Source organism: Streptomyces sp., from assembly GCF_036524955.1.
GTDB lineage: Bacteria > Actinomycetota > Actinomycetes > Streptomycetales > Streptomycetaceae > Actinacidiphila.
In genome coordinates this window covers 1-25,816 of record NZ_DATDBG010000313.1, presented here as the reverse complement: position 1 = coordinate 25,816, position 25,816 = coordinate 1, and the positions used below count along the sequence as shown (strand labels likewise).

General features: G+C 71.4%; 17 protein-coding genes. 5 read left to right on the top strand and 12 right to left on the bottom strand.

What is annotated here, in order from left to right; translation table 11 throughout:
* Nucleotides 1–213: 213 nt before the first annotated feature.
* From VIW71_RS24740 to VIW71_RS24720, 5 genes are all read right to left on the bottom strand, one after another.
* Entirely contained in the window at nt 214–1,431 is a 1,218-nt protein-coding gene (locus tag VIW71_RS24740; RefSeq protein ID WP_331624818.1) for an ROK family transcriptional regulator, read from the bottom strand.
* Between the two features lie 300 nt (nt 1,432–1,731).
* Nucleotides 1,732–1,929 (bottom strand): DUF1918 domain-containing protein, encoded by a 198-nt coding sequence (locus VIW71_RS24735; protein WP_331624817.1) that lies wholly within the window; start codon nt 1,927–1,929, stop codon nt 1,732–1,734.
* A gap of 108 nt (nt 1,930–2,037) precedes the next feature.
* On the bottom strand, nt 2,038–3,186 hold the full coding sequence (locus tag VIW71_RS24730; protein WP_331624816.1) for a glycosyltransferase: 1,149 nt from the start codon (nt 3,184–3,186) through the stop codon (nt 2,038–2,040).
* Nucleotides 3,183–6,092 (bottom strand): bifunctional glycosyltransferase/CDP-glycerol:glycerophosphate glycerophosphotransferase, encoded by a 2,910-nt coding sequence (locus tag VIW71_RS24725; protein WP_331624815.1) that lies wholly within the window; start codon nt 6,090–6,092, stop codon nt 3,183–3,185. The genes VIW71_RS24730 and VIW71_RS24725 overlap by 4 nt, the downstream gene beginning before the upstream one ends.
* A gap of 314 nt (nt 6,093–6,406) precedes the next feature.
* Nucleotides 6,407–6,793, bottom strand: coding sequence for an ATP-binding protein (locus VIW71_RS24720; protein ID WP_331624814.1), 387 nt, complete (start codon nt 6,791–6,793; stop codon nt 6,407–6,409).
* A gap of 882 nt (nt 6,794–7,675) precedes the next feature.
* On the opposite strand from VIW71_RS24720, the gene VIW71_RS24715 reads away from it, so the two are divergent.
* Nucleotides 7,676–10,117, top strand: coding sequence for an endonuclease/exonuclease/phosphatase family protein (locus tag VIW71_RS24715; RefSeq protein ID WP_331624823.1), 2,442 nt, complete (start codon nt 7,676–7,678; stop codon nt 10,115–10,117).
* A 296-nt stretch (nt 10,118–10,413) separates the two neighbouring features.
* On the opposite strand, the gene VIW71_RS24710 is transcribed toward VIW71_RS24715, so the two are convergent.
* The 4 genes from VIW71_RS24710 to VIW71_RS24695 form a co-directional block, all read right to left on the bottom strand.
* Complete coding sequence (locus VIW71_RS24710; protein WP_331624813.1) at nt 10,414–10,626, bottom strand: EF-hand domain-containing protein; 213 nt, start codon at nt 10,624–10,626, stop codon at nt 10,414–10,416.
* 439 nt (nt 10,627–11,065) lie between these two features.
* Nucleotides 11,066–11,557, bottom strand: coding sequence for an ATP-binding protein (locus VIW71_RS24705; RefSeq protein ID WP_331624811.1), 492 nt, complete (start codon nt 11,555–11,557; stop codon nt 11,066–11,068).
* A 128-nt stretch (nt 11,558–11,685) separates the two neighbouring features.
* Nucleotides 11,686–12,453: an enoyl-CoA hydratase/isomerase family protein gene (locus tag VIW71_RS24700; RefSeq protein WP_331624810.1), complete on the bottom strand. Its 768-nt coding sequence runs from the start codon at nt 12,451–12,453 to the stop codon at nt 11,686–11,688.
* Between the two features lie 148 nt (nt 12,454–12,601).
* Nucleotides 12,602–13,774, bottom strand: a complete 1,173-nt coding sequence (locus VIW71_RS24695) for a L,D-transpeptidase (protein ID WP_331624822.1) — start codon at nt 13,772–13,774, stop codon at nt 12,602–12,604.
* A gap of 549 nt (nt 13,775–14,323) precedes the next feature.
* Here VIW71_RS24695 and glgX point away from each other — a divergent pair.
* Nucleotides 14,324–16,609 (top strand): glycogen debranching protein GlgX, encoded by a 2,286-nt coding sequence (gene glgX / locus VIW71_RS24690; protein WP_414720837.1) that lies wholly within the window; start codon nt 14,324–14,326, stop codon nt 16,607–16,609.
* Between the two features lie 16 nt (nt 16,610–16,625).
* On the opposite strand, the gene VIW71_RS24685 is transcribed toward glgX, so the two are convergent.
* Genes VIW71_RS24685 through VIW71_RS24675 form a run of 3 tightly spaced genes read right to left on the bottom strand, consistent with a single transcriptional unit; the run spans nt 16,626 to nt 20,963 of the window.
* Nucleotides 16,626–17,189 carry a dihydrofolate reductase family protein gene (locus VIW71_RS24685; protein WP_331624807.1) on the bottom strand — a complete coding sequence of 188 codons (564 nt, stop codon included), beginning with the start codon at nt 17,187–17,189 and terminating at the stop codon, nt 16,626–16,628.
* 22 nt (nt 17,190–17,211) lie between these two features.
* Nucleotides 17,212–19,125 carry an ABC transporter ATP-binding protein gene (locus VIW71_RS24680; protein WP_331624806.1) on the bottom strand — a complete coding sequence of 638 codons (1,914 nt, stop codon included), beginning with the start codon at nt 19,123–19,125 and terminating at the stop codon, nt 17,212–17,214.
* The gene (locus VIW71_RS24675) at nt 19,122–20,963 is read right to left on the bottom strand and encodes an ABC transporter ATP-binding protein (protein ID WP_331624805.1); all 1,842 of its coding nucleotides are present in this window, start codon (nt 20,961–20,963) and stop codon (nt 19,122–19,124) included. The genes VIW71_RS24680 and VIW71_RS24675 overlap by 4 nt, the downstream gene beginning before the upstream one ends.
* Nucleotides 20,964–21,459: 496 nt before the next feature.
* Between VIW71_RS24675 and VIW71_RS24670 the strand changes: the two genes are divergently transcribed.
* The 3 genes from VIW71_RS24670 to VIW71_RS24660 all read left to right on the top strand — a co-directional run.
* Nucleotides 21,460–23,802, top strand: a complete 2,343-nt coding sequence (locus VIW71_RS24670) for a M4 family metallopeptidase (protein ID WP_331624820.1) — start codon at nt 21,460–21,462, stop codon at nt 23,800–23,802.
* 256 nt (nt 23,803–24,058) lie between these two features.
* Nucleotides 24,059–24,268 (top strand): cold-shock protein, encoded by a 210-nt coding sequence (locus tag VIW71_RS24665; protein WP_331624804.1) that lies wholly within the window; start codon nt 24,059–24,061, stop codon nt 24,266–24,268.
* A 110-nt stretch (nt 24,269–24,378) separates the two neighbouring features.
* Nucleotides 24,379–25,816 (top strand): DEAD/DEAH box helicase (locus tag VIW71_RS24660; RefSeq protein WP_331624803.1); only part of this gene is annotated, 1,438 nt, incomplete at its 3' end.

Here is a 25,816-nt window from a genome sequence, read left to right as displayed (position 1 = left end):
CCCTGCGACCGGGCGAACCGCGAACCTCCGGGCGCCGCGAGAGGGCCGGGGCGAGCCTCCGGGCGCGCACCCTGCGACCGGGCGAGCCTTCGGGCGCCGCGAGAGGGCCGGGGCGTCCCGCGGCAGGCGGGGGGGAGGTGCCGGGGCGGCGGAGGCCCGGGGCGTCCCGCGGCGGGGCGGGACGTGGGGCACGGGTGGCCGGCGGAGCCCCTCTCAGATGCCGACCGCGTCGCGGATGACCAGGCAGGCGGCCCCGCGGGCCCAGAGGTCGTCGTTGACCTCGTCCACGACGACCTCGCAGTCGGCGGCCGCCGAGGAGAACGCGTGCTCGCGCAGCGCCGCGGTCATCGCGGGGGCGAACAGGTCCTGGAGCGAGGCCCCCTCACCGGCCAGGATGATCTTCTGCGGGTTGAGCAGGTTGCACAGCCCCGCCAGTCCGCGCCCGAGCGCCTGCCCGGCCTCGGCGAAGGCCCCGAGTGCGGCCTTCGCGTCCCGGCCGTGGCCGGACCGGGCCAGCGCCGCCGCCGCGTCGATGTCGTCGCAGCCGCTCACTCCGGCCGCCCGCAGCCGGCCGAGCACCGCGCCGTGCGAGGCCAGCGCCTCCAGGCAGCCCCGGCTGCCGCAGTCGCACACCGGCCCGGCCGGGTCCAGCGGCTGGTGGCCGAACTCCCCGGCCAGACCGCTGCGGCCCAGGTGCAGGCGCCCGCCGAGCAGCAGTCCGCAGCCGACGCCGGAGCCGACCGTGACCACGGCGAACGTGTCGGTGTCCCGGCCCTGCCCGAACCACTGCTCCGCCACCACCAGCGTGTTGACGTCGTTGCTGACCACCACGGGCAGCCCGGTGGCCGCCGACAGCGGCCCGGCGATGTCCACCTCCCGCCAGTCCAGCAGGGCGGAGAACCGGCAGGTCCCGGTGGTGGGGTCCACATGCCCGCTGACCCCGACGCCGATCGCCAGCACCCTGCCCGCCGCGTCCGCCGCCGCGGCCAGCAGCTCGTTGGCGGCGTCGGCCGCCGCCTTCAGCGCCTGCGCCGGGGTGTGGCCGTCGAGCGGGTGCTCGGTGCGGCACAGCACCTCCGCGCCCATGTCGGTGAGCACCGCCGTCACCCGGTCGGGCGCGATCTTCACGCCCACCAGCACATGACGGTCCTGCTGCACCCGCAGAAGCCGTCGCGGGCGTCCGATGCCGCCGCTCGCGACGCCCTCCTCCCGCAGGTAGCCGGTCTCGACGAGCGGATTGACGATCTTCGTCACGGTGGACTGCGACAGGCCGAGGCGCTCGGCGATCTGCACGCGCGACAGCGGCCCCGCGGTCAGCACGGTGGCGAACACGTCCGCCCGGGTGCGCTGGCCGATGGGATCGACGGGGACGGCCGCGGCCTCGACCGGCAGGCGGGGCACGGTGCGGGTTACGGGTCCTCGGGCCGTCACGGGCGGTTTCTCCTTGTCGGTCGTCGCCGCGCCGACCGGCGCCGCACCTCCCAGTCTGCCTGATTTCCTTTCCTGCGTGCACGCCGGTTCGGTATGCGTCCTGGCCCGGCTTGAAGCTGATCGGCGTCGGCGGCCAGGCACCGTTTCAAGCCATCGATCCGTTTCTTTCGTGAACCGGCCAAATATAGCTGTCCTGGTGACTCCAGGAGAGACTGTGCCCCGCCACCAGGAGGGGGTAGCGGGGCACAGTCGTACTGCCGAATCGACGGCCGCCCGGCCTGATGCCGTACGGGCCGGCGGTCAGGAGTCGCCGGACGCCGTCCTGTCCAGGACGCAATCCGTACCGGGGAAGATCTCCGTCTCGTGGCCGTCGTCGTAACGCACCCGGTACGGCGGATTACCCTCGCGGCCGAGTACCTCCAGTACCGTGGCCCGATGCTCCGGTGTACCCACCGTCCGGCCGGTGAACCGCAGCACATCGCCCTCGTGCACCTGCATGGCTCACTCCCCTCGCGCAGTGCTCAAGCACAGTCGTGGTGACCTCTGCAGTTCGAGAGTACGCCTGCCGGTCGCGCCTGACCCACTCGGAGACGGCAGCGGCGGCCCCTACCGTTCCAGGAGGTCGAACAGTTCCTCCCAGCTCCGGGTGATCGACTCCGGTGAGTACCGCCGCACGCGATCCCGCGCGAGCTCGCCCATCGCGTCCCGCAGATCGACGTCGCCCATCAGCCGTACGAGCTGCCGGGCCAGGTCCGAGGTGTTGCCGGGCCGGGCCAGCAGCCCGTCCACACCGTCCTCCACGATCTCCCGCACCCCGGGGGCGCAGTCGAACGCGGCGCACGCCAACCCGCACGCCATCGCCTCCAGCAGAGCCAGCGGAAAGCCCTCGCCGCGCGAGGAGAGCACGAAGACCGACGCACCCCGCAGCGCACCCACCACGTCATGGGTCTGCCCGGCCCACTCCACCGAGTCGTCCAGGCCCAGTGCGGCGCACTGCCGTTTCAGCGGCTCCTCCAGTTCGCCTGTCCCATACACACGCAGCCGCCACCCGGGCTGCTGGGGCGCCGCCTCGGCCCACGCGTCCAGCAGCATGTCGATGCCCTTGGGGTGGCTGAGCCGGCCCACGCTGGCCACCACCTTCTCGGTGCGCGGCGACGGCGTGTCGGTGGTCAGCGGCAGCGGGTTGGGCATGAAACCGACATTGGTCAGGCCGTGGCCCGTCCACAGGTCGGCGTCCTCCTGGGTCAGCGTCAGCAGCCGGTCCACGTCCTTGTAGTACCTCAGCCCGCGCTGGAAGCGCGAGGACTGCCGGCAGTACGCGTACGACTCGTGGCTCATGCCGATCACCGTGTGCCCGGCGGTGTCGGCGAGCGCGACCCACTCCATGGCCCAGACCTGCGTGACGATGACCACGGCGCCGGGGGCCGCCGCGCGGAACAACGCGGAGAGCCGGTCGGCGGCGCGCCGGGCGTCCCTGACCCGGGCCGACTCGCGGCGCCGGGCGAGGAGATCGGCCCGGTGGCGCAGCCTCCTGGGCTGCCACCGGCTCGGCGGCCGTACGTCGTAGAGGGTCAGGGTGGCGAACGGCGGAGCGTCGCCGAGGTTCATCGGGGTGTCGGCCGGGGCGATGCCGATCAGGGTCACGGTGTGCCCGCGTTCGGCCAGCAGCCCGGCCATCTGGGTCTGCCAACGGGCCACACCGCCCAGTTCGTCGACCTCGTTCGCGACGAAGAAGATCTCCCGCCCGGTGGTCATCGGCCGCCTCCAGCCGTACCCGCGGCGCCGGAAGCGTCGGCCGTACCGACGGTGCCGGAATCCCCTGCCGGGAAGAACCGGTCCACGATCCGGGCCGCCGCGTCCCCGCGGTCGTACTCCCCGTACTTGGCCATGAACTCCTTGAGCCGGCCGCCGCACCGCGTGCGTACGGCGTCGAGATCGCCGACCACGGTGAACAGCTCCTCCTCGGTCCTGGCCACCGGTCCCGGCGCCTCGTGCAGCAGGTCGAAGTAGGTGCCGCGGACGTCGTGCGCGTACTCCTCCCAGTCGTAGGCGTAGAAGATCATCGGCCGTTGCAGCAGCGCATAGTCGAACATCACCGAGGAGTAGTCGGTGATCAGCGCGTCGGAGAGCAGCAGCAGCGGGGTGATGTCGGGGACGCCGGTGACGTCGATGACGCGCCCGGCGACGGACGGCGGGAGGGTCACCTTGTTGAGGTAGTGCGAGCGGATCAGCAGGGTGTAGCGGTCGCCGAAGCGCGCCGCGAACTCCTCGACGTCGAACGGGAGCGTGAACGCCCGCACGCGCCCGTCCCGCCCGGAGCGGAAGGTCGGCGCGTACAGCAGCACCGGCAGACCGGCCCGTACGCCGAGCCGCATCGCCAGCTCCCGGGTGTCCGGGGCGGGTTCGGCCGCGTCCCGGCCGCGCACCAGGGCGTCGTTGCGCGGGTACCCGGTACGCAGCAGTCGCGTCTCCGGCAGCCGGAAGGCGCGGGCCAGCGTCCGTACATCGTGCTCGCCGCGCACCACGAAGTGGTCGAAGCGGTCCAGCGCTCGCTGGTAGTCCTGCTGCTGCCGCTGCGACATCACCCGGACCTTCGGTTCGTCGAAGCCCATCCGTTTCAGCGCCGAGCCGTGCCAGGTCTGGATGTACGTGGTCTGCGGCCGTTTGCGGAGCTTCAGCGGGAAGCCCTGGTTGTCGATCCAGAACTCCGCCTGGGCCAGTGCCCGCAGGTACGGCCACGACCAGCGCTCCACCAGCCGTACGTCCTCGGGCAGGTCGTCGGGGGCCCGGCCCGCGTACGACCAGATCGCGGTGACCGGCAGTTCGCGGCGCCGGATCTCCTCGTAGATCGCCCGCGGGCTGTCGCTGTACTGCTTGCCGAGGTGGCTCTCGAAGACGATGGTGCCCTTGCGCACGGGCAGCACCCGGATCATCCGGTGGTAGGTGCGGATCTTGCGGGCCCCGGAGTTGATGCCGCGCCAGGCCGAGCGCGCCCGGCGGACGCCGCGCACGGTGCGTTTCGCGGCGCGCCCGGGCGCTCCGCGCAGGTTCCGCTGGAGCAGCGCCCGGCCGGTCTGCGCGGCCCTGCCGTGCTGCGCCAGCACGAAGGCGAGATGGCCGCGGGCGGAGACCTCCGGTGTCAGCCGGTCCGCGACCGCCCTGGTCAGCAGCGGCCTCACCACGATGGCGCCGGTTCCCTCCAGGTCGGTGTTGCCCGCGGTGATCTTCCCGGTGGTCGTCCGGCCGCCGGCGGTGAGCCGCATCCGTACGTCCCACACGTCGTCCACCACGCCCAGCGGGCGCAGCACCCGGCGCAGCGGAACCTCGGCGTGCCAGGAGACGGTGTCGCCCTCGTGCCGCAGGGTGCCCACCGGGAAGCGGTACGTGCGCAGGCTGCGGCGGCGGGCCCTGAACTCCAGCTCCGCCGTCATCGGGGTGTCGGGGGCGATGACGCCGAGCGGGTTGACCAGGGCGCCGTCGAGCACGGCGCCGGACGCGCTCTCGCGGTAGCCGGTGAGCTGGTTGCGCAGCACCATGCCGTCGAGCGGCATCGCGTGGTAGCCGAGGCGCGTCACGTCGAGGATGCCGCGGGCGTCCGGGTCGTCCAGGTGGTCCGCGCACCAGTAGACGCGGCCGTCGCGTACCGCCAGCGGGGAGGACACCTTGGCGCGGTTGAGCAGCGTGTCGATGGCCGGCATCAGGTTCCGCCAGTCCTCCCGCAGCAGCAGGCAGGCGCAGATCGCGTGCACCGGGTCGAGCTGGTCGAAGGCGGCGCGCGGGATCTCCCGGAGGTAGCCGCCGGCCATCTCCGCGAACCGGCGCCGGTAGCCGTCGTCCAGGAACGGCAGGTCCCGCAGGTACAGCGGCAGGTCGTGCTTGAGGAACTTGACATCCTTGTGCAGCCGCAGCGCGTCCAGGCCGCGCTCGGCGAGTACGGCGTCCACCCGGCGATGGATCCGCAGCCGGTCCGCGAAGTTGTTGATTTCGTGGCGCCGGTTGCTGATCGATTTCACCTCGCTTTTCTCGAACACGTTCCAGTGATAGACGGTGTGCGGGATGAGGGTGATCCGGCCGGCCGCGAGATAGGCACGCGCGGAGAAGAGCAGGTCCTCGTAGTGAATGCCACGCGGGAACGTCAGCCCGTTTTCGACCAGGAACTCCCGGCGATAGCACTTGTTGGTCGACAGGGTGTCGAAGGAGAAGAGGTCGGGAAGTTCGGAGATGGAGTCGATGGTGCGGGTACGGCGGTAGAGCCAGGGATACCAGTCGGCCCGCTTGCCGTTCCGGTTGTCGACGAACACGCGTACGCATTTGCCCGCCACCAGGTCCGCGCCGGTGCGCTCGGCGGCCTCCAGCATGTTGCGGCAGGCGTGCCGGTCCAGGGTGTCGTCGCTGTCAAGGAACATCACATAACGCCCGCGCGCCACCGCCATGCCCTGATTGCGCGGCTCCCCGCAGCCGCCGCTGTTCTCCGGCAGCCGGATCGTCCGGACCCGCTCCGGATACCGCGCGGCCAGCCGCTGGGCCACCTCGAAGGAGTCGTCGGTGGAGCAGTCGTCCGCGATCACCACTTCCACACCGCGCAGTGACTGTTCGAGGACGGATTCGACTGCCGTGGGCAATCGCGCGGCGTCGTTGAACACGATAACGACAACGCTCATCTCCGGAAAACCGGGGCCCTGCGGGGCACCCTGCCTCTCCCGGGCCGCATGGGTCATTCCAGCCACAGCCACCTACCGTCGAACGCGGATACGCGAGGTCTCACCCAGCCCCTTTGCAGCGGCCAAGCTTAGTCCATCGGCCGGAGTGCGCCACGCGACGCGAATATCATTATCCATTCGGTCAGATTTACGAATACAAGGGTGCGCCGGTAACGTGCCCGGCTCGCCGGGCACCGGCCGCGGCGACCATGTTCGGTTGGTGGCGCGGTGGTGGCCCGCTGCCGTCACGATCGCATGCAGGCGGGAGGGACGGGTCAGGCCGGCAGGACGGCCCAGGTGGTCTTGGCCCCGTCGTCGTGGGGAGTCCAGCCCCAGTCGCGGGACAGGGCGTGGACGAGGGGCAGGCCGCGGCCGTCCTCCCCTTCCGGGCCGGAGGCCAGGCGCATGACCGGTGGGGTTCCCGAGCCGTCGCGCACCTCGATGAGCAGTTCGGCGTCGCCCGCGGTGACCGTGAGGCCGATGGCGGGGCACGGTGCGTGGCGCATCGCGTTCGTGACGAGTTCGCTGACCACGAGCGGTACGCCGTCCTCGGCGCCGGTCAGCCGCCACGCCCCGAGACAGGCCCGCACCTGGCGGCGCACGGCGCCCACTTCCTCCGGCTGGGGGAGCAATCCGAGGCTGAGTCGGTGGCGAGCGCTCACCCCGGGGTGCGGTCGCGGGGCCGGGAACGCGTTCGCGCAGTCCGCGGGCGGTAATGCACGCCCTTGCCCCCACGTGGTCCTCCCTCCTGGTCCAACCCGACAATCCCCGCGCCCGCGCGTTCTATGACCGTCTCGGTTACCGGTTCGCGGGCCCGTACCGAAACAGCGACCAGACGTACGACCTCCTCCTCGCGAAAGTCGGATGACCCGCACAGGTCCAACGAGCGGGTGGCGCGTATTCCTGATTTCCGGTTCGTGGCGGTGTGCCGGCTGGATCACCCGGATTCACAAGCACGTTGAGGCCGAAGCCGGTGTACGTCGCCGACCGGGCAGAACTGCCGCGGTGGCAGGGGGAGACGCAGGCCGCGCGGGGTGCGAGGCCCGCACCGACGGGTGTCGTGGGGGCCGTAGACACGCGCGGGGCTTCCGATACGCCGGAGCTCGCGTCCGCCGGGTCCCGGTGGCGGAGGAACCGTACGCCGGAGACAACCGCCGCGGCGCAGGACACGTACGCCACCGGCAACCCCGGCCGCCCGCAGCCCGTGGGGACAGCACGGCACCCCGCACCCGTCACAGCCCGGGCGCCGCCTGCGGGGGCCCCGCGGGGTGGCCGGCGGCCCCGCGCAGCGGACCGGACGAACATCCAGATTTAACCTGGGAATACCTTCTGGCACCTGTTCTACGCGCGTACCTTGGCTCAGATCGCGCGTGCCCCAACCGGTGTGACGCGCCGTCACCACATGCCGCTCCGCACGAAGGAGAACTCCTCCGGTGTCGCACCCCTCTGAGGACACGTCCGAGGCCGTGCCTCTCCCCGCGAGACCCGGCGCCGCGAAGAACCGTTTCGCGCGCCCCCGCGTCTCCGCGTTCCGCAAGCGATTCCTGCCGCTCGGCATAGCCGGTGCCGTCGTCCTCGCGGGGGTGGGCGTCCACTCCGCGTTCGCGACGCCGTCCGCCGACGCGCTGATCGCCGAGGTGTACGGGGGTGGCGGCAACTCCGGCGCCACGTACACCAATGACTTCATCGAGCTGGCCAACGCCGGTGCCGGGTCGCTGGACCTGAGCGGCTACAGCGTGCAGTACCTGTCGGGCAGCCCGACGTCGACCTCGAAGTGGCAGGCCACCGCGCTGACCGGGTCGCTGCCCGGCGGCGGGCGGTACCTGATCGGCGAGGGGGCCGGCACCGGCGGCACCACGCCGCTCCCGACGCCCGACGTGAGCGGGTCGATCAACATGTCGGGCACCACGGGAACCGTCGCGCTGGTGACCGGCACGGACCTGCTGACCTGCCTGACCGCCGCCGACTGCGCCACCGACCCGCGGATCAAGGACCTGGTGGGGTACGGGACCGCGGTCGTCCGCGAGGGCGCCGGCGCCGCACCCGGCGCGAGCAACACCGCGTCGGTGGCCCGTGACGCGACGCTGACGGACACCGACAACAACGCCACCGACCTCTCCGCCGGCGCGCCCACCCCGCAGAACTCGGCCGGCGGCGGTCCGACCACCCCGCCCCCCACCACCACTCCGCCGACCACACCCCCGCCGACCACCACTCCCCCGACCACACCCCCGCCGACCACCACACCGCCGGTCGAGGCGAAGATCCACGACATCCAGGGCTACACCCGGCTCTCCCCGCTGGCGGGCAAGACGGTCGGCGGCGTCACCGGCATCGTCACGGGCGTGCGGACGTACGGTTCCTCGAAGGGCTTCTGGGTGCAGGACCCGCAGGCCGACACCGACCCGCGCACCAGCGAGGGCCTGTTCGTGTTCACCAGCACCGCGCCGACCGTGGCCGCGGGCGACAGCGTCTCGCTCACCGGCACTGTCTCCCAGTTCTACCCGGGCGGCGCCACCGGGAGCACGCAGTCCGTCACCGAGCTCAGCAAGCCGACGGTGACCGTCCTTTCCAGCGGCAACGAACTGCCGGCACCCGTGGCGCTGAACACCACGAGCGTGCCCAACGCCTTCGTGCCGAGCGCCGGCGGCGGCAACATCGAGACGCTGCCGCTGCGGCCGGGCGAGTTCGCACTCGACCTGTACGCCTCGCTCGAGGGCATGAACGTGGCGATCGCCGACACCCGCGTGGTCGGCGCGACCGACCGGTTCGCCGAAATGTGGGTGACGGTCAAGCCGGAGCAGAACCCGACCAGGCGCGGCGGCACCGTCTACAACGGGTACGACGCCCCCAACTCCGGCCGCCTGATGGTGCAGTCGCTGATCCCGACCGCCGACCAGCCGTTCCCGGTCGCCAACGTCGGCGACACGCTGACCGGCACCAGCGAGGGACCGCTGGACTACAACCAGTTCGCCGGTACGTACTCCCTGGTCGCCCGCACCATCGGTACGGTGACCGCCGGGCCCCTCAAGCCGGAGATCACCGGCCGCGGGCAGCCCGAACAGGTGACCGTGGCCACGTACAACGTGGAGAACCTGGCGCCCGACAACGACCAGGCGAAGTTCGACCGGCTCGCCCAGGGCCTGGTCACCAACCTGCGCTCGCCCGACATCGTGGGCCTGGAGGAGATCCAGGACAACAGCGGCGCGACCGACGACGGCGTGGTGGCCGCCGACCAGACGCTGGCCAAGCTGACCGACGCGGTCGTGGCGGCCGGCGGCCCGCGGTACCAGTGGCGCCAGATCGACCCGGTGAACGGCAAGGACGGCGGCCAGCCCGGCGGCAACATCCGTCAGGCGTTCCTCTTCAACCCCGACCGGGTCGGCTTCACCGACCGCGCGGGCGGCGACGCGACCACGGCGGTCGGCGTGACGGGGACGGGTGCGGACACGGCGCTGACCGTGTCGCCCGGCCGGATCGCGCCGAGCGACCCGGCGTGGACCACCAGCCGCAAGCCGCTGGTGGGTGAGTTCACCTTCCGCGGCAAGAAGCTGTTCGTGATCGCCAACCACTTCAACAGCAAGGGCGGCGACCAGGCCATCGACAGCCGCTTCCAGCCGCCGGTGCGCAACTCCGAGGTGCAGCGCATCCAGCAGGCCCTGGTGGAGCACGACTTCGTGCAGCAGCTGGAGCAGGCCGACCCGAACGCGAACGTGGTGGTCCTCGGCGACATCAACGACTACCAGTTCTCGCCCGCGGTGCAGGCCCTCACCGGCAACGGCCAGATCCTCGTCGACCTGGTCAACACCCTGTCTTCGAAGGAGCGTTACTCCTACGTCTTCCAGGGCAACTCGCAGGTGCTGGACCACATGCTGGTGAGCCCGAACCTCCGGCTGCTGGTGAAGTACGACGTGGTGCACATCAACGCCGAGTTCGCCGACCAGGCGAGCGACCACGACCCGCAGGTGATCCGGCTGCTGCTGTGAGGCCGGTGCGGCATTGATGCGGGGGCGGGCCCTTCCGGGCCCGCCCCTTCGTTTTCGGGGCGCGGCTCAGACCGTGGGCACGACCTTCCCGCCAGGTGCCCCGCCCCGCTCCCCGGTGCGCCAGGGCGGCCTCCGCCAGCGGGAAGGCCCGTGGATCGGCAGCTCCGGCTTCCCGGCCGCGAACAGCACCCGCGCCTCCTTGGCCGCACGCCGTGCCCGGCCGGGCGGCCGGGCACGGCGGAGGCCCGGTCAGGAGCCGTTGCGCGGGCCCGCCGGTTGAGGGGACGGAGATCCGGTCAGCCCCGGAGTTTGGCCCAGAACTCTTCCCAGGAGAGCTGGCCGTCGCTGTTGGTGTCGGAGGCGTTGATCACGGCCTGGGCCACCGGCTCGGTGGTGTGGAAGTCGCCCAGTTCCGCCATGACCTGCTTGTACTCGGCCGCGGAGATCAGCCCGTCCTTGTTGAGGTCGTACCGCTCGAACGCTCTTCTGGCCGCCTCGATGTCCGCCACGTGACCCGCCCCTTTCGTCGGTGCTCCGGCCGTTTCCGGATGCTGGCGGACAGATTATCCGGCGTATCACCCAGCTGGAATATAGAAGGCCATAGAGCCCATCCGTCCATCACTTGAAAGGTAAACAGCGATACTGGCCTTATTTCGATAAACGGTCTGCCCGGTTCGTACAGATTTCCGCGTAATGAGGATTTGCATCCACCCCATCTGTCGTGCGACAGTCGAGTGGAGCGGCCCGGCATGTGTCGGCCGTTCCGCAGACGCCGCGGACACACCCCCCCTGTTACGCGGCGATTCAGAAGAGGCCCTCACGCTGTCACCCCCCCCCGACGCGGAGGGCCTCTTCTCATGCGCCGATTTCTCGTGCACGCCGATCGGGGGCCGGACCCGGCGGCCGGACGCAGCAGCCGGACCCGGCGGCCGTGCTCAGCGGTGGTACTCAGCGGTCGACGACCCGCAGTTCGAACCAGGTGGTCTTGCCGCGCGGCTGGAGATCGACACCCCAGCGGTCGGAGAGCGTGTCGACCAGGAAGAGGCCGCGCCCGCTGGTGTCCAGCTCGCGTACGGGCAGCACGCAGGGCAGCGCGCGGGAGGGATCACGCACTTCGACCCGCACCCAGCCGCGCCGCCGCCGCATCCGTAACCCGAAGGTACGCGCGCCGGTGTGCCGTACCGCGTTGCCCACGAGCTCGGAGACAAGCAGTTCGACGGTGTCCGACAGGTGGGACAGACCCCAGAGCCGGACCACCGACCGGGCCAGCCGCCGTGCCGTGGAGGCGGATTCGGGACGCGAGCAGAGACGGACCTCGCCGCCGGACGGGTCGCCCAGCAGGTCGAGCGCCTTGACCGCCGCTTCCTCGGCGAGAACCGGTGGCGCACCCCCCGCAGCGTCCGTCCGCTGCGGCTGCTCAGATCCTCCCCGGCCCGCCATGCCTTCATCATGGCCGTAACGGAGAGGTTTCGGAGGGTAACCCGAGTAATTGGCCAAGCAGAGTGACACCTGTGGTCACGCTCCGTGGTCGGTTGGCCCGTGAAGCACGGCGGCGCCCCCGGTACCGCTCAGTCGAACCTGGCCTTGCCCGGCCCCTCCTCCACGAAGCTGCGCATGCCGGTCTCGCGGTCGGCGGTCGCGAACAGCCCGGCGAACAGAGCGCGCTCGATGGCGAGCCCGGTGTCCAGGTCCGTCTCCAGGCCCCGGTCGACCGCCTCCTTGGCGGCTCGCAGCGCGTACGCGGGCCCGCGGGCCAGCCGTGCGGCCCAGGCGCGCGCCTGCTCGTACACCTCCCCGGCCGGGACGACCCGGTCGACCAGGCCGATGGCGAGTGCTTCGGCGGCGGTCACCGTCCGCCCGGTGAAGATCAGGTCCTTGGCCCGCGAGGGGCCGACCAGCCGGGCCAGTCGCTGGGTGCCGCCCGCGCCCGGGATCAGGCCGAGAAGGATCTCCGGCTGGCCGAGCCTGGCGTCGTCCGCGGCGATCCGGAAGTCCGCGCAGAGTGCGAGTTCGCAGCCGCCGCCGAGCGCGTAGCCGGTGACCGCAGCCACCACCGGCTTGGGGATCCGGGCCATCGCGGTGAACGCGCCCTGCAGGTCGGGGGCGCGGTCGGCCATGTCCTCGTACGACATGGCCCGCATCTCCTTGATGTCCGCGCCCGCCGCGAACACCTTCTCGCCGCCCCACACCACCACGGCCCGTACGTCCGGCCGCCGCGCCGCCTCCTCGGCGACCGCCTTCAGCACGTCCTGCGTGGTGCTGTCCAGGGCGTTCATCGGCGGTCGGTCCAGCCGGACCGTGCCGACTCCTTCGTCGACCTCGAGAGTCACAGTCATGAGCCGGAGCGTACGACGGACGGCCCGCCCCCGCGAAGCCCCACGGGGCCGAACCGGCCGTTCACCCCGCCTCCGGGTCCCCCGCTTCCGGTCACCCCGCCTCCGGGTTCCCTCCGGGTCTGAGCGCCCGGAGGCGAGCAAACCACAATTAAGCGACCCACTCGCTCCACGGCAGGTTCCAGCCGTTGAGGCCGTTGTACCACTGGACCGTCTTGTCCTTGGAGTTGACGACCTGGACCACGTCGCCGATCAGCGAGTTGTCGTAGAACCACGCGGCCGGCGTCTTCGCGTCGCCGGCGCCGCGCACGTCGTGCAGGCCCACGCAGCCGTGGCTGGTGTTGGTGGTGCCGAACACCGACTTCGCGGCCCAGTAGTTGCCGTGGACGAAGGTGCCGGACTCGGTCAGCCGCATGGCGTGCGGCACGTCCTTGATGTCGTACTCCCCGCCGAAACCGACCGTGTCACCGTTCATCCGGGTCTTGATGTACTTCTCGGAGATGACCATGGTTCCGTTGTACGTGGTGTTGGCCGGCGCGCCCGCGGAGATCGGGATGGTCCTGAGCACCTGGTTGTTCCGGTAGACGGTCATGGTGTGCTTGGCGGCGTCCACGACGCTCACCTGGCGGCGGCCGACGGTGAAGTGCACCTGCTTGTGCTGCTTGCCGTAGACGCCGGGGGCGCCCTCGACGCCGTTGAGACTGAGGCTCAGCGTGACCTTGGTGCCGGCCGCCCAGTACTGCTCGGGGCGGATGTAGAGCCGCTGGTCGCCGTACCAGTGGGCGGCCACCGGGACGGCGGGCGAGGCGGTGACGGTGACGCCCTGCTCGACCGCCTTCTTGTTGGCGATCGGCCGGTTGAAGTTGAGGTAGACCTCCATGCCGACGCCCACCGTGGAGCCGTCCTCCGGGGTGAAGAACCCGACGAAGGTGTCCTTCGGGGTCACCGTGGTGAAGGTCGAGTGCTTGTCGGACTCGCGGCCGGCGGCGTCCTTGGCGCTCGCGTCCACCCTGTACTCGGTGGCGGTGTCCAGGTGGCCGGTGGGCGCCCAGCCGAGACCGTCCGCGCTGATGGTGCCGGGCACCTCGTCGCCCTTGTCGTCCTTGACGATCACGGAGGCGAGGGTGCCGCCGGACACGGCGACCTTGAGGGTGCCGGTGGTGGCGACGTCGCTCGCACCGTCCTTCGGGGAGATGTTCACCACGGCGGTCGAGGAGACCGTGTCCTGGGTGACCGGCGTCGCACCGCCCTTGCCGCCGTCGCTCCCCGCACCGGCCGTGCTTCCGCTCCCGCCCCCGCCGCACGCCGTGACCAGCAGCAGCATCGACCCGAGCGCCAGCGCCGCGGCGTTTCTCCGTACGCCCGGCGCCACACCTATCGGCTTCAACTCGTGACTCCCCTTTAATCCCCTACCGCACGGAACACCCAACTCCGCCTGCTGCGAAGAATAACCACACGAATGATCCGAACGATCCCCGGGAATTGTCACCGTTCCGTCCCAGATGCCGCGCGCCGCCCGCGGGCGTCCGCCTGACCCGCCGAACGCTCAGCGCCTCCCGGAGGCCGGGGCCCGCAGTCCGCGGTGGTACCTCCCCGCGCTGACTCGACCACGCTCAGCGCGCGCCTCACCGCACGCGTGACGCACCGTCGACGACCGTGCGGGTTCGGGGGAATCACGGGGGGCACGGGGGAGCCGCGCCGTATCCCGGAGGACGGCGCCACCGCACCGCTGGGTGACACCGTCGCACCGCTCCGTGCCGGGGGGTGACGGGCGAGTCCGGGGTGGGAAGGATGAGGGGAGGAACACGGTTCGCCGCCGGATACGGGACGCCGGGCGATGTCATGGCCGTGTCGAGCCGTGGGAGGCAGGCAGGTGTCCGAGACACGCGAGTTCGGCGTCGCCGGGGCAACGGAACCAGCGACGCCGGCTGCCGCCGCCGGTCCACCGCGGCCGCGGACCGCCATCGCCCCGGAGCAGGGCCGGCGGGACGTCCCCGAGGCCGTGCCCGTCCGGCCGGGGGCGCCGCAGCCGCTCGGGGCGCGGTTCCGTACCGGTCACGACGGCACGGTCGGCACCAACTTCGCGCTGTGGGCGGGCGGCGCCGAGTCCGTCGAGGTGTGCCTGTTCGACACGGACGGCACCGAGCGGCGGGCGCCGCTGACCGAACTGACCCATGAGATATGGCACGGCTTCGTGCCGGGCGTGCGGCCCGGACAGCGGTACGGCTACCGGGTCGGCGGTCGCTGGGACCCGTGGACCGGCGCCCGCTGGAACCCGGCGAAGCTGCTGCTCGACCCGTACGCGCGGGCGGTGGACGGCACGTTCACACTGGTCCCCGAGGTGTACGGGCATGTGCGCGACTGGCCGGAGCCGCACGTCGCCGACACCGTGCGCGACAACCGCGACTCCGCGCCGTACGTCCCCAAGGGCGTCGTGGTGGACGACGACGACGACTGGGAGGACGACCACCGGCCCAAGACGCCGTGGTCGGACTCGGTCATCTACGAGGTGCACGTCCGCGGATTCACCCGAACGCACCCTGACATTCCGCCGGAGCTGCGCGGTACGTACGCCGGTCTCGCGCATCCCGCCGCGATCGCGCACCTCACCCGGCTCGGGGTGACGGCCGTGGAGCTGCTGCCCGTGCACCAGTTCGCGGACGAGGAGCACCTCACGCGGCGGGGGCTGCGCAACTACTGGGGCTACAACTCGATCGGCTACTTCGCGCCGCACGCCGCGTACAGCGCGAGCGGCACCCGGGGCCAGCAGGTCGGCGAGTTCAAGCGGATGGTACGCGCGCTGCACGCGGCCGGCATCGAGGTGATCCTCGACGTGGTCTACAACCACACCGCCGAGGGTGGCGAGGGCGGCCCCACCCTGTCGCTGCGCGGAATCGACAACCGCGGCTACTACCGTCTCCAGTCCGATCCACGCCGCTACGCCGACTACACCGGCTGCGGCAACACCCTCCATGTCGTGCAGCCCAACGTCCTGCGCCTGATCACCGACTCACTGCGCTACTGGGTGACCGAGATGGGCGTGGACGGCTTCCGCTTCGACCTGGCGGCGGCGCTGGCCCGTTCCCTGCACGACGTGGACATGCTCTCCCCGTTTCTGGCGGTGATCGCCCAGGACCCGGTGCTGCGCCGGGTGAAGCTGATCGCCGAGCCGTGGGACGTCGGCTCCGGTGGCTACCAGGTGGGGGCGTTCCCTCCTCTGTGGACCGAGTGGAACGACCGGTTCCGCGACACCGTACGGGACTTCTGGCGCGGTGCGACCAGTGACGTACGGGACCTGGGCTACCGGCTGTCCGGCTCCAGCGACCTGTACGACTGGGGCGGGCGGCGGCCGTACGCCTCGGTCAACTACGTCACCGCGCACGACGGTTTCACGCTGCGCGACCTGGTCAGCCACAACCGCAAGCACAACGAGGCCAACGGCGAGGACGGCCGTGACGGCACCGACGACAACCGCTCCTGGAACTGCGGTGCGGAGGGCGAGACCAGCGACCCGGCGGTCCTGGCGCTGCGCCGCCGCCAGATGCGCAACCTGCTCTCCACACTGCTGCTGTCCACCGGCGTGCCGATGCTGGTCGCGGGTGACGAGATGGGCCGTACGCAGGGCGGCAACAACAACGCGTACTGTCAGGACAACCCGGTCGGCTGGGTGGACTGGTCACTGCTGGCGGACCCGGCCTGGTCCTCGCTGTGCGCGCTGGCCGCGCGGCTGATCGCGCTGCGCCGGGCGCACCCGGTGCTGCGCCGCGGCGGTTTCTTCTCCGGGCGGGCGGCCGGTCCGGACGGGCTGCCCGACGTGACCTGGTTCGGGCCGGACGGCACGGAGATGACCGGCGAGGACTGGTACGCCGCCTCGTCCACGCTCGGCATGTACCTCTCCGGGCGGGGCATCCGGCAGCGCGACGCCCGGGGCGAACCGGTGCTGGACGACAGCTTTCTCCTGGTCGTCCACGCCCACCACCGGCCGGTCTCCTTCACCCTCCCCGGCCCGCCCTGGGCCGCCTCGTACACCCTGCTGCTGGACACCGCCCTGGAGTCGCAGTCGGCGGAGCCGGGCACGGTGAGCGCGGCCGGTGAGGCGGTACGGGTGGACGGGCGCTCGGTGCGGCTGTACCGGGCGGACGGGGTCGCGGTGGGCTGAGCCGGGCGGCGCCGGTTCAGGCCCCGCGCCCGTAGCGCAGCAGGACCACCCCGTTACCGAAGGTGCGGCTCTCGGCGAGCCGCAGATCAGTCAGCGCGTCCGAGGGGTGGAAGAGCGGCTTGCCCCGCCCGACGAGGACCGGATGCACGTAGAGGCGGTACTCGTCGATCAGGCCCTGGCGCCGGAAGACCGCGGCGATGTCGGCACCCCCGAGCAGCAGATCGCCGCCGGGCCGCTCCTTGAGCGCCATGACCTCCTCCGGTACGACGTCCCGCACGATGGTGGTGTTCCAGTCGGCCCGGTCCAGCGTGCGGGAGTACACGACCTTGGGCATCTCCCGCCAGATCCCGGCGAACTCCCTGACCGGCTCGGGACTGGCCGGATCGGCGTCGGCGGTCGGCCAGAAGCCGGCCATCAGCTCGTACATCACCCGGCCGTTGAGGAAGCCGCCCGTCGCCTTGACCTGCGTGTTGAAGTGGCGGTGCAGCTCGTCGTCCACCCGGTGCCAGCCGATGTCGCGGTCCGGTCCCTCGATGAACCCGTCGAGGGACACGGACATCATCAGGACGATTTTTCGCACCTGCCCAGAGTGGCACGCCGGCTCAGACCAGGCTGTCGCGCCACGCCTGGTGGAGTCCTGCGAAGTGACCGTCGCCGGCGATCAGTTCTGCGGGGGTGCCGTCCTCCACGACCCGGCCGTCGCGCATCACCAGGACGCGGTCGGCGATCTCGACCGTGGAGAGGCGGTGGGCGATGATCATCGCGGTGCGGCCGTTGAGGACGGTGTGCATGGCGTGCTGGACGGCGCGTTCGCCCGGGACGTCGAGGGAGGAGGTGGCCTCGTCCAGGATCAGCACGCCGGGGTCGGCGAGCAGCGCGCGGGCGAAGGCGACCAGTTGGCGCTGGCCCGCGGAGATCCGGCCGCCGCGTTTGCGTACGTCCGTGTCGTAGCCGTCGGGGAGCGCGGCGATGAAGTCGTGGGCGCCGATGGCCTTCGCGGCGGCCTCGACCTCCGCGCGGGTGGCGTCCGGTTTGCCGATGGTGATGTTCTCCGCGACGGTGCCGGAGAAGAGGAACGCCTCCTGGGTGACCATGACGACGCCGCGCCGCAGGTCGGCGGGGGCGAGGTCGCGCAGTTCCACCCCGTCGAGCAGCACGCGGCCGCTGGTGGGGTCGTAGAACCTGGCCAGCAGTTTGGCCAGGGTGGACTTGCCCGCGCCGGTCGCGCCGACCACCGCGACGGTCTGGCCGGCCGGGACGCGCAAGGAGAAGGTGGGCAGCACCTCGCCGCCGGTGCGGTAGGCGAACCGCACCTGGTCGAAGACGACCTCGCGGCCGGGCTGGTCCTGGCGGCGGTCCGGCAGCGGCACCGGGTGCTGCGGCTCCGGTACGGTCGGGGCCTGCGCGAGCAGCCCGGCGATCTTCTCCAGGGAGGCGGCGGCGGACTGGTAGGAGTTGAGGAACATGCCGAGCCGGTCGATGGGGTCGTACAGCCGGCGCAGGTAGAGCACGAACGCGGCGAGCACACCGAGCGCCAGGCCGCCCTCGGCGACCCGGTGGGCGCCCCAGAGCACGATCGCAGCGATCGTGATGTTGGCGATCAGCCGGGAGCCGACGACGTACCGCGCCATCTCCAGGATCGCGTCGCCGTTGGCCCGCTCGTGGCGGTGGTTCAGCTCCTCGAAGGCCGCGTCGTTGGGCTCCTCACGGCGGAACGCCTTGACCGGGCGGATGCCGTTCATCGTCTCGGTGAACTTGACGATGACCGCGGCGATGGCGGTGGAGCGCTTGCGGTACGCCACCATCGAGCGGCGCTGGAAGACGCGTATGGCGGCATACAGGGGCACGTACGAGACCAGGGTCGCCAGGCCCAGCCGCCAGTCCAGGAAGAGCAGCAGCGCAGAGATGTAGACCGCGGACAGGACGACCTCGATCAGTTCTTCCAGGCCCTCGGTGAGCAGTTCGCGGATCGACTCCACGTCGGAGGTGGCCCGCGCGATCAGCCGCCCGGAGGTGTAGCGCTCGTGGAAGTCCAGGCTGAGGCTCTGGGCGTGCCGGAAGATCCGCCCGCGCAGGTCGATCAGCACGTCCTGGCTGATCCGGGCGGACACCCGGATGAAGCCGCGCTGGAGGACCCCGGAGGCGAGGCCGCAGCCGAGGTAGGCGACGGCCACGGCGATCAGCGCGCCGTGCCGCCCGTCGCGCAGCGCCGGGATGGCGCGGTCGATGGCGTACGCGACCAGCAGCGGGCCGGCCTGGACCGCGGCCTGCTGGACCAGGAGGAGGACGGTGGCGAGCCACAGCCGTGTGCGGCTCGGGCCGAGGAGCGACCGCAACAGCGTGCGCTGGGCGTTCCTCGGGGCGGGGAGGCGGTCCTGGTCGAAGGGGTCGAGGCCGGCGGGCGTGGCGGGGTCGGGCGGGTTCGTCAGGGGCCCCTGGCCGTCGCCCGGGTCGGCGCCCTGCCCGCCGTTGCGACCGGCCTCGGGATCGGCCTCGTGCTCGGCCACGGACGTCATAGTGCGTCGGTCCTTTCCAGCGGGGCGGGCGCGGTCGGTTCGCCGGTGTCGCCGGACGGTTCGTCCGGAGCGTCGCCGGACATCAGGTGGCGGTACTCCGCACTGACCCGCAGCAGTTCGGCGTGCGTGCCCACCGCGGTGATCCGGCCGCCGGCGAGCAGGGCGACGCGGTCGGCGAGCATGACGGTCGAGGGGCGGTGGGCGACCACCAGGGCAGTGGTCTCGCGCAGCACGTCCCGCAGCGCGGCCTCGACCAGCGCCTCGGTGTGCACGTCGAGCGCGGACAGCGGGTCGTCGAGCACGAGGAACTGCGGTCTGCCGACCACGGCCCGGGCGAGCGCCAGGCGTTGCCGCTGGCCGCCGGAGAGGCTGAGTCCCTGCTCACCGACCTGGGTGTCCAGGCCCTGCGGCAGCCCTTGTACGAAGTCGCACTGCGCGACGTCGAGGGCGCGCCGCACGTCCGCCTCCGTGGCGCCGTCCGGGCCGGCGCCCATCGCGACGTTCTCCCGTACCGTCGCGGAGAACAGCGTGGGCTCCTCGAAGGCGACCGCGATCAGCTCGCGCAGCCGGCCGACCGGCAGCTCGGCCACGTCCGCGCCGTCGAGGGTGACACGGCCGCCGGTCGCGTCGTGCAGCCGGGGCAGCAGCGCGGTGAGCGTGGTCTTCCCGCTGCCGGTCGCGCCGACCAGCGCCATCGTCTCGCCGGGCCGGATGTGCAGGTCCACCCCGCGCAGCAGCTCGGGGCCGCCCTCGGGAGCGTCGGGGTAGCGGAACCGCACACCCTCCAGCCGCAGTCCGTCCTGGTACGACGCCACGTCCGTGCCGGAGGTGTCCGCCTCCTCGGCGTCCATCGCCTCGAAGTAGCGGTCGGCGGCGGTGGCCGACTCGTTGCTCATCGCCAGCAGGAAGCCGATCGACTCCACGGGCCAGCGCAGCGCCAGCGCGGTCGACAGGAACGCCACCAGTGTGCCCGCGGACAGCTTGCCGTCCGACACCTGGAGCACCCCGATCACCAGCGCGGCCCCGATCGCCACCTCGGGCAGGGTCATGATGACCGCCCAGATGTCGGCGAGCAGCCGCGCCTTGCGCATCTCGGTGCCCCACAGTTCCCGGGCCTGGTCCCGGAACGCGTGCGCCTGGCTGCGGTGCCGCCCGAAGGCCTTGATGATCCGGACGCCCAGCACCGACTCCTCGACGACGGTCGCCAGGTCGCCCGCCTGGTCCTGCGCGACGCGGGCGGCGAGCGCGTAACGGGTCTCGAAGTACGAACACAGGATGATCAGCGGCACGATCGGCCCGAGCAGCACGAGTCCGAGCACCCACGACTGCGTGAAGAGGATCACGAAGCCGATGGTGATCGTGGCGCCGTTCACCACGAGGAAGACCAGCGGGAACGCCAGGAACATACGCAGGATCTGGAGATCCGTCGTCGCCCGCGACAGCAACTGCCCCGACGCCCACCGGTCGTGGAACTCCACCGGCAGCCGCTGCAGATGCCGGTACAGATCGGCCCGCATCGCCGCCTCGACCCCGGCGAGCGGCCTGGCCACCATCCACCGCCGCAGGCCGAACAGCGCCGCCTCCAGCAGGCCCAGCAGCAGCACCAGCCCGCCGCCGAGCCACACCCCGGCCGTGTCGTGCTCCTCGATCGGCCCGTCCACCATCCACTTCAGCACGAGCGGAATGAGCAGCGACATCAAGGACGCGGCCACCGCGATCACCGCCGAGCACCCCAGCCGCGCTCTGATCGGCCGCACGTACGGCCACAGCCGCAGCAGCGAGCGGATCGCGGACCGGGACCGGACGGCGGGCACGGGGTCAGAAGTCGTCGCAGGCATCACGATTGACAGTAGGGGGCACCACTGACACCCCTCACCTGGTTTTCCCCCGAAGCAACCATGCGCCCCGCCGGAACGCGCGGCCGAATCGATTCGGTCGGGTTCGGCCACCGCGGACCGTATGCGATTTGACAGCGATGGCCGGGGCACCTCCGACCCAAGGTGCCGACTCTCCCAACATGGGCCCCTTTGCCCGGCGAAAAACTTCTCACGCCCGCAACACGGTGATGACACGCGCCCGCTATGCGAACCCGGCAGTCCGCACACCGGACGAATTTCAGCCATTTTTGAGCCACGCCACTGACATGAACAGGTAAACGGTGCCAGTCTGTGCCCGGTTCCTCATCAACACCACAGCTCTACCCGGGCGGCCCACCAACCCCACCTGCCCGGACTGTCCCGGCCGCGCCATCCGCGGTCGCCGCAGAAGGAGTGACGAGTGCGCAGATCCCACCGGACAGCAGCAGCGGCCGGCGCGTTGATCGCCGGCGCCGCGATGGTCGCCGTGACCCTGCCCGCCGGCACCGCGTCAGCGAGTGCGATCACCACCACTACGCAGAGCGCCGCCGTTTCGCATGCCACGCCGCGGTCGGGCGCGCTGCCCGCCGCGCTGTCCCCTGCCCAGCAGACGGCCCTGCTCGCGCAGGCGCGGTCGAAGACGGCGGCCACCGCCTCCTCGCTGCACCTCGGGTCGCAGGAGAAGCTGATCGTCAAGTCCGTGCTCAAGGACGTCGACGGCACGACCCACACGCGGTACGAGCGGACGTACGCCGGACTCCCGGTGCTCGGCGGCGACCTGCTCGTGCACCAGAGCCCGACCGGTGCGACCATCGGCGTCAACAAGGCGACCAACGCCCCGGTGACGGTGGCCAGCACGACCGCGGTCAAGAGCGCCGACTCGGCGAAGACCTACGCCATCTCCCGCGCGAAGGCGGAGGGTGCCGCCTCGCCGACCGCGGCGGGCGCGCCGCGCAAGGTCGTCTGGGCGGCGAACGGAACGCCGGTGCTGGCCTGGGAGTCGGTGATCGGCGGTCTCCAGGAGGACGGCACACCGAGCCAGCTGCACGTCATCACCGACGCCAAGACCGGTGCCAAGCTCTACGAGTACCAGGCCGTCAAGAACGGTACCGGCAACAGCCAGTACAGCGGTCAGGTCACCATCGGCACCACGCTGTCGGGTTCGACGTACCAGATGACCGACAACACCCGCGGCGGCCACAAGACGTACAACCTCAACCACGGCACGTCCGGCACCGGCACGCTGTTCACCGACACGGACGACATCTGGGGCGACGGCAACCCGGCCACGCTGCAGACCGCCGGCGTGGACGCGGCCTTCGGCGCCCAGACGACCTGGGACTTCTACAAGAACACCTTCGGCCGCAACGGCATACGCAACGACGGCGTCGCCGCGTACTCACGCGTCCACTACAGCAACGCCTACGTCAACGCCTTCTGGGACGACTCCTGCTTCTGCATGACGTACGGCGACGGCAGCGGCAACGCCCGCCCGCTGACCTCGCTGGACGTGGCCGGCCACGAGATGACCCACGGCGTCACCTCCAACACCGCGGGCCTGGTCTACAGCGGTGAGTCCGGCGGCCTGAACGAGGCGACCTCGGACATCTTCGGCACCGGCGTGGAGTTCTACGCCAACAACGCCTCCGACCCGGGCGACTACCTCATCGGCGAGAAGATCAACATCAACGGCAACGGCACGCCGCTGCGGTACATGGACAAGCCGAGCAAGGACGGCGCCTCCAAGGACAACTGGTACTCCGGCATCGGCGGCATCGACGTGCACTACTCGTCGGGCCCGGCCAACCACTTCTTCTACCTGCTGTCCGAGGGCAGCGGCGCCAAGGTCATCGGCGGCGTGAGCTACGACAGCCCGACCGCCGACGGTCTGCCGGTGCCGGGCATCGGCCGGGCCAACGCCCTGAAGGTCTGGTACAAGGCGCTCACCGAGCGGTTCACCTCCACCACCAACTACGCGGCGGCGCGCACGCAGTCGCTCCAGGCCGCGGCCGACCTGTTCGGCGCGGGCAGCGCCACGTACAACACGGTCGCCAACACGTGGGCCGCGATCGGCGTCGGCAGCCGGGTCGCCAACGGCGTCACGGTCACCAACCCGGGCAACAAGTCGACCCTGGTGAACACCGCGACCAGCCTGCAGATCCAGGCCACCAGCACCAACCCCGGCCCGCTGACCTACAGCGCGACCGGCCTGCCGACCGGGCTGTCGATCAACACCTCCACCGGCCTGATCTCCGGCACCCCGACCGTGGTCGGCACCAAGACCGTGACGGTCACCGCGACGGACTCCACCAGCGCCACCGGCAGCACCACGTTCACCTGGACGATCACGTCGACCGCCGGCTGCACCCCGGCCCAGGTCATCGGCAACCCCGGCTTCGAGACCGGCACCGCCGCCCCGTGGACCGCGAGCGCGGGTGTGATCGACAACAGCGCCGGCCAGGCACCGCACGGCGGCTCCTGGAAGGCCTGGCTGAACGGCTACGGCACCACCCACACCGACACCCTGTCCCAGACGGTGACCATCCCGGCCGGCTGCAACACCGCCACCTTCACCTTCTGGCTGCACATCGACTCCGCGGAGACCACGACCACCACCCAGTACGACAAGCTCACCGTCGCGGTCAACACCACCACCCTGGCCACGTACTCCAACCTCAACAAGGCCACGGGCTACTCGCAGAAGTCCTTCAACCTGGCCGCGTACGCCGGCCAGACGGTGACGCTCAAGTTCACCGGTACGGAGGACGTCAGCCTCCAGACCTCGTTCGTCGTCGACGACACGGCGCTGAACGTGGGCTGAGCACCGCAAACGCCCTGATCGTCACCTGATCGGCGGTACAGGCCCGGGCCGGCGTCCCCACGCCGGCCCGGGTTTCTCTGCTACAGTGCTTCTTGTTGCAGTTGTGGTACCCAGAACTTTGCGTGCGCCTGGATGATTGCGATTCCGGGCGCACTTTTGTTTTTTGCCGGATTTCTCCGGTGTGGGGTGATCATCTACGGCGACCCATATCCGTACAGTGCGGATTTGGAAACTGCCCCACCAGTAGGAGATGGATATGGCAACCGGAACCGTGAAGTGGTTCAACTCGGAAAAGGGCTTCGGCTTCATCGAGCAGGACGGCGGCGGCTCCGACGTCTTCGCCCACTACTCGAACATCCAGTCCCAGGGCTACCGTGAGCTGCTTGAGGGCCAGAAGGTCGAGTTCGACGTCACCCAGGGCCAGAAGGGCCCGCAGGCGGAGAACATCCGCCCCGCCAACGCCTGATAGGCGTCACCGGGTGATCACACCCGGTAACGAGAGGCCCGCACCACCCGGTGCGGGCCTCTCGCGTGCAGCCGCCACTCCGGGCGGCCCCGAGGTAAGGATTCCCCGCTGTGACCTCCGCGACGTCCCTGTCACCCGCGACCCCCGGCTCCACTGGCTCCCCCCGCACGAACCGCAACCCCCGCAGACCCCGCAACCCCGTCACACCCGGTACTCCCGGCACGCCCGCCGAGGGCACCGCCCCCGCCGACGCGCCCACCCCCACCGCCGTCACCCGCTTCTCGCAGCTTCCGCTGCCGCCGGCCCTGGTCGCCGCGCTGGAGGCCGCCGGGGTGACCGAGCCGTTCCCGATCCAGGCCGCGACGCTGCCCGACTCGCTGGCCGGGCGCGACGTACTGGGCCGGGGCCGCACCGGCTCCGGCAAGACGCTCGCCTTCGGGCTGCCGCTGCTGGCCAGGACGGCGGCGACCGGTAAACGCGCCGAGTCCAAGCGCCCGCTGGCGCTGGTGCTGGTGCCGACCCGCGAGCTGGCCGGACAGGTCTGCGAGGCGCTGGAGCCGTACGCGAAGGCGCTGCGGCTGCGGATCACCTCCGTCGTGGGCGGCGCGTCCATCAACCGGCAGAGCGCGGCGCTGCGGTCCGGCGCGGAGGTGCTGGTGGCCACGCCCGGGCGGCTCACCGACCTCATCGACCGGGGCTCGTGCGCGCTGGACCGGGTGGCGGTGACCGTCCTGGACGAGGCCGACCAGATGGCCGACATGGGCTTTCTGCCGCAGGTCACCCGGCTGCTGAGCCAGGTGCGCCCGGACGGGCAGCGGATGCTCTTCTCGGCGACGCTGGACCGCAACGTCGACACGCTGGTCAAACGGTTCCTGTCCGACCCGGTCACCCACTCCGTGGACCCCTCGGCGGCGACCGTCACCACGATGGAGCACCACGTGCTCCAGGTGGACGAGGCGACCAAGCGCGCCGTGGTCGCGGAGATCGCGGCCCGCGAGAGCGGTGTGATCATGTTCGTCGGGACCAAGCGGGGCGCCGACCGCCTCGCCAAGCACCTGCTCGGGCAGGGCGTACGGGCGGTGGCGCTGCACGGCGGGAAATCGCAGCCGCAGCGGGACCGGGCGCTGGAGCAGTTCCGCACCGGGACGGCGGACGCGCTGATCGCCACGAACGTGGCCGCCCGCGGTATCCACATCGACGGGCTCGACCTGGTGGTCAACGTCGATCCGCCCACCGAGGCCAAGGACTACCTGCACCGCGGCGGCCGGACCGCCCGCGCGGGCGAGTCCGGCACGGTGGTGACCCTGATCCTGCCCGAACAGCGCCGCGAGCACGCCCGCCTGATGACCCAGGCGGGCATCCGCCCCACCACCACCCGGGTCCGCCCCGGCGACCCGACCCTCGTCCGGATCACCGGTGCCCGTAAGCCGTCCGGCACCCCGGTCGCCCTGCCCGTCCCCGAGCAGCGGCAGCCGGAGCGGAAGCCCGGGCAGCCCTCCCGGCGCCGCGGCGGCTCCGGCAAGCCCAAGCCCGAAGCCGTCCCGGGCG